We start from the raw sequence: 4,972 nt of genomic DNA, 5'->3' as shown, positions 1-4,972 counted from the left end.
CTCCGGACGACGCAAACGCCGACAACGCAGCAGAGCCCACCGCCACAGCGGCTGCCGCCGAAACGGCAGGCCAAGCGCTCTCCACGGCAAACCGGGACGAGCCGCCCTTGGCCCAGCAGAACAGGATAATCATTTTCCTTGCGGTGACTATCGCTGCCGCATTCGGCTACCGCTGCATCGCGACGCGGAAACAAAAAAAGCTTGCAAAATTACAGAACTGTGACTCACTTACCGGCCTGCACAACCTGCAAAGCTTTAAAAACGAATGTGTCGCACACCTCAAGAAAAATGACGGCCATTTACATGCCATTGTGCAGTTTGATATCAACAAGTTCAAAATCATCAATGACAGGCTGGGTTTTACGGAAGGAGACAGCCTGCTTTGCATGTGCGGCGAGGCGCTCCATTCCGCCCTTGAGGACACAGAGTTTTGCGCCAGAAGCTTTGCAGACCAGTTTACCGCCTTTCTTCGCTATGACGACCTGCTCTCCCTGAAAAAGCGCATTTACGGCATCCTCAACGCCATCGAGCAGTGGCGCGCCGGAAGTGGCATGCCCACCAGAGTGGAACTGCGTTGCGGAGTTTATATCCTTGATGCGCACAGCCATACCCACCATGACATCCAGCAGGGCATGGATCTGGCAGGCTACGCGCTGCAGGCATCGAAAAAACGCGGAAAAAGCAGAATGGTGCTCTACGACGAAAGCATGCGCAAAACGTCCCTGCTCCATCAGGACCTGAAGGACAGCATCGGCATGGCGCTGGAAAGGGAAGAACTGAAAGTGTGGTTTCAGCCCAAGGTGAACATGCTCTCCAATGCCGTTATCGGCAGCGAGGCCCTTGCGCGCTGGTATCATCCCGCGCACGGCCTTTTGCTGCCGGGAACGTTCATGCCCCTTTTTGAGCAAAGCGGCGACGTGTTGCGAGTGGACTTTTTCATCTTTGAGCAGGTCTGCAAAACCATACACCAATGGGAATGCGAGGGCATCGTGGCGCGCACCGTGTCATGCAACTTTTCAAGCCAGCACTTCGAGCGCCCTGAATTCTGCCGCCGCCTGGTGGAGATCGCCTCGCGGCATGCTGTACCCCACGAGCTTCTTGAGGTGGAAATCACGGAAAGCACCATGCTGCAAAACCCCGATGCCGCCAACATACAGATAAAACGGCTCCGTGATCTGGGCTTCAAAACGACCATTGACGATTTCGGCTCCGGCTATTCCTCGCTGGGCCTGCTGCAACTGTTCGCCGCCGATGTCATCAAATTTGACAGAAGCTTTGTAAAACGGAATCTGGCGGGGAAAAGAGCGCAAATTGTGCTCGGCAGCATGATCGAACTGACACGGCAACTTGGCATGAGCGCCATCTGCGAGGGAGTCGAAACCAGAGAGCAGGCCAACATTCTCATGCAGCACGGTTGCTATAACGCCCAGGGCTTCTATTATGCGCGGCCCATGCCCGCAGACCAGTTCAAAAACCTGCTGCGCGTGGGGCGGGTCTCGCCCGAAAAATCCGCCGCAGCGGCCATACCCAGCCCCCTTCAGGCCGCCAAGGTTTAGCCTGGCCGGCCCCATGAGCAAACAAGTGGTCCCCGGTCGGAAACAATTCGACCGGGGACCACTTGGCAGCCTCACCGTGCGCCGTTGCCCCTGGCGCACGGATCCGGCAAGCCGAATCACATCAAAACATCCGCTACATAAGCTTGTTGCCGTCAATGGCCCTGCGTACAAGAGCGAAAAAAAACTCCTGCATCAAACAGCCGGAAGACAGCGCCTCTGGTTTAACCTGCAAAATATCGCTGCCGGCTTCACTGGGATACAGATATTGCGAACCCAAGCCGCTGCGTACCCAGTCCGGATTAATATTTTCCTTTTTCAGCAGTTTCAACAGCCACTCTGCAGGGATAGCCATACGCTTTTTGGCGTCTGAAATACAGGACTGTGAAACCCCTAAAAACTTTGCCAGTTCCTGCTGCGTCTTGCAGCCGGTAACTGACTTTATCCTTTCCATCGCGAGGGAGTAGTCAAAAAAATTATTATCCATGATCTTGCTCCTGATCTTATGCCTGCGGCACAGCATGAGTAATTGCTTCTCCAAGGCTTCCGCCAGACGTGCATGAGCACCTCCCCCATTAGGCGGGCCACTTGTATTCATATGGTTACATTCACAGAATGAAAATCAGCAGGGCGTCATAACTTCAGGGAGCGGCCCTGCTGCCGCGTCAAGCCTGAAGCCCATAGGGACCGTCATTCAAAAAGAGTGGAACATCTCCTAGAAAAAGGAGGTTACATCAAAGAAGATGTCAGCATGTCATGAGCGAACTGCGACAAACAAAATGCCTTATACAACATTACAAATATTCATGCTTGCGTTAATAATCAACGCAAAAGCGGTACAAAGACCGCAATCAGACACATTAAATAGACCATACTATATAAAAATAAGGTCTCTAGCTGCGCCTCTGAGCGCCAGACTACTGTTACGGACTGTAGCGCGTCAATAAATTTTGTCATTCGATATTGAGATAAAAACATCTATAATAAAGTAATACAGACATATAAATATATAGGCACATGCTGTTCCCCTGCTGAAAAGCAAATTGTCATACCAGAAGTCTAAATCATTACTGTTAGAGTTAATAAATTTTATACTGACGCCCGATCACAGCAGCTTCCCGAATCCCCCCCTCCGACGCGCACCATATTCACGCTTTTATACAAAACCATGTCATCAATCTCCTCCGGCACGGCAAAGCCCTTGATGCACTGCGCCGCCAACCAAGCACTCCGTCATAACATCCTCCCGCCGCCGCACACCGCCGTACATCAAAAATGCCCTGCAAATGCCCATGCAGCGTACACATATGTTCTGATATATGATTAAATTGACAAACCCCGCCGATATCCGGATATATCAAAACTATATTATCAGAGCCGGAAACCCGAAGCGTCCGGCCCGTACATCAATTCTGAAACAAAGTCGGGAACAGCATGAAATCACGTCGCTATGTTTTCAATTGGGACTTTATCGGTGATATCCAGAAAGGGCGGCCCAACCTAGGCAACTCCGTCAGCATCGAAGCCTACAGGCTCTTCCTTTATACCATGCGCGATGTACTGGAAGAAAGCTACGGCACGGAAGAATCAGAAAAAATCCTCTACCGGGCCGGTTTTCTTGCCGGTGAAAACGTGGTGGAAAACTACCTGCCGGGCTACACGCAGTTTGATGACTTTGTGGCTGCCCTGCATGATCTGCTGCTTGAAAAAAGGATCGGCATCCTGCGCATCGAATCAAGCGACCTGTCAACAAACACCTTTTGTATCACCGTTTCAGAAGATGTGGACTGCTCCGGCCTGCCGGAATGCGACCACGTTATCTGCACTTACGACGAAGGCTTTGTGGCAGGTCTTTTCAGTTCCTTCACGGGGCGGCGCTTCACAGCCAGAGAGGTGGACTGCTGGTGCACTGGAGACAGGACATGCCGTTTTGTCGTCCAGTTGACCGAAGAACAGGCTCCCTTGCGCGATGGATAGACGCACCGCAGCGTGGGCGCGAGGTGCGCGCCCGGCGCTTCAAGCCAGCTGCCGGGCCATGACGGGGATGCTCTCTGACGATGCCTACTGCATCTGGAATGCGCGCAATCATGAAGCCTTCGCTGCTGCCCAGAGACAAAGAACCACCGTAAAGGTGACCTGCTGCCTTGCCGGAAAAGGGCGTCCCACAGACATGATCCTGTACGGATGCCTGTGCTCTGTTACCGGCCGTGAAGCCGTCCTTGTGGTTCAGGACAGGGAAATCCTGCCCCGCCGCAGCAGAATGCAGGCAAATACCTGCGAGTTTTTTTTCTGTCTGGACACCCAAAAAGAGGGCGTGGTTGTGGAGCGCCTCGGCTACAGGGGTTCGGGCCGGGTCATGGGGGTCAAAAAAAACGCCAGGGAAGAAATCAGCCAGATATACCTGCGCCTGTGCAACAGATGCTTTGTCCGCCCCATGCGGCGCGATAAAAGGGTCATGTGGCGCAGCCAGTACTGCCACACAGTGGGTGTGCTGCGCCTGCTCCATATTCCGCAGCTTGTGTGCGATCTTAAAACGCTGCTGCACCGCCACAGTCACAGGGCAGCAGACACGCAGATACTGAATATCTCTGCACGAGGCGCATGCGCCCTCATGCCGCCTGAGGCGGACCTGAAAAAGTTTTCCGACAAGCCGGACCTGCTGTTCTATATGGTTCCGGACAGCCGCTCCCATGCCGATACGCCATATATATTTCTCGGCAAAAAAGTAGGCTTTCTTCCCGCAGCGCACACAGAGCACCTGGCGGTGCGCATGCATTTTGTCTATGAGCTTGACTGGGACGGCTCGGAACGGCTGCTCAGGTGGGGCGACATCTCGTCCTGCGGTTCCGCGCGCCTGCGTGAACACCTCGACCGTTACGACGATGACACGGAAAACGAACAGCGGTTCGACATCTGAATCTGAGCGCTGACGCATAAAATCATGCCCACGCAACTGATCACGCCCGTAAAAGGGCGCTTTTTCGCTGCCCCGCCGGACGCATGAGCATGAGCCGCGACCTGCCGACACGGCTGCGTCCCGGAAGACAGTCCTGTCGTTCGGATACAGGCAGGCAGATCTGCACGGACGGCCTGTCGCGGCTGTTGATCGAAAAACATATATCAACACGCCGCGGCACCTCCTTTTTTTCTTGCCTTGCGGCACGCAGAACAGGCTGGCAAAAGCTGCGCAAGTTGAGTATAATCATCCCACGAGGATACGTGTTTTACGATAGGCGCGCAGCAGCCGCGTCAAAGCCAAGGAACCGCATGAGCACTCTTCTCCCCTGCTTCAAAGCCTATGATATTCGTGGCCGCGTGCCTGATGTCCTGAATGCCCCCCTGGCACATGCCCTTGGGCGGGCCGTGGCGGAAGTGCTGCCCGCGAACAACGTTGTACTGGGGCGCGACGCCCGCCTTTC

General features: G+C 54.1%; 4 protein-coding genes and 1 pseudogene. 4 read left to right on the top strand and 1 reads right to left on the bottom strand.

The annotated features are described in order from the left end of the window. Positions 1-1,556 (top strand): putative bifunctional diguanylate cyclase/phosphodiesterase (locus V6C07_RS09715; protein WP_333536235.1); only part of this gene is annotated, 1,556 nt, incomplete at its 5' end. Positions 1,557-1,689: 133 nt separating this feature from the next. On the opposite strand, the gene V6C07_RS09710 is transcribed toward V6C07_RS09715, so the two are convergent. Beyond that, the gene (locus V6C07_RS09710; RefSeq protein ID WP_333536234.1) at positions 1,690-2,151 is read right to left on the bottom strand and encodes a helix-turn-helix domain-containing protein; all 462 of its coding nucleotides are present in this window, start codon (positions 2,149-2,151) and stop codon (positions 1,690-1,692) included. Between the two features lie 836 nt (positions 2,152-2,987). Here V6C07_RS09710 and V6C07_RS09705 point away from each other — a divergent pair. From V6C07_RS09705 to V6C07_RS09695, 3 genes and pseudogenes are all read left to right on the top strand, one after another. Then, positions 2,988-3,530 carry a V4R domain-containing protein gene (locus V6C07_RS09705; RefSeq protein WP_333536232.1) on the top strand — a complete coding sequence of 181 codons (543 nt, stop codon included), beginning with the start codon at positions 2,988-2,990 and terminating at the stop codon, positions 3,528-3,530. Between the two features lie 58 nt (positions 3,531-3,588). Beyond that, on the top strand, positions 3,589-4,470 hold the full coding sequence (locus tag V6C07_RS09700; RefSeq protein ID WP_333536231.1) for a hypothetical protein: 882 nt from the start codon (positions 3,589-3,591) through the stop codon (positions 4,468-4,470). A gap of 83 nt (positions 4,471-4,553) precedes the next feature. Next, positions 4,554-4,972 (top strand): annotated as a pseudogene (locus V6C07_RS09695) (hypothetical protein); the annotation flags it as partial.

Source organism: Desulfovibrio sp. 1214_IL3152 (assembly GCF_036763055.1).
GTDB lineage: Bacteria > Desulfobacterota > Desulfovibrionia > Desulfovibrionales > Desulfovibrionaceae > Desulfovibrio.
This window is presented reverse-complemented; position numbering and strand designations above follow the sequence as displayed.

Bases quoted from the DNA above. Each gene is read 5' to 3' on its own strand.
- V6C07_RS09710 (WP_333536234.1), bottom strand. From the start codon at position 2,151: ATGAATACAAGTGGCCCGCCTAATGGGGGAGGTGCTCATGCACGTCTG.
- V6C07_RS09700 (WP_333536231.1), top strand. From the start codon at position 3,589: ATGACGGGGATGCTCTCTGACGATGCCTACTGCATCTGGAATGCGCGC.
- V6C07_RS09705 (WP_333536232.1), top strand. From the start codon at position 2,988: ATGAAATCACGTCGCTATGTTTTCAATTGGGACTTTATCGGTGATATC.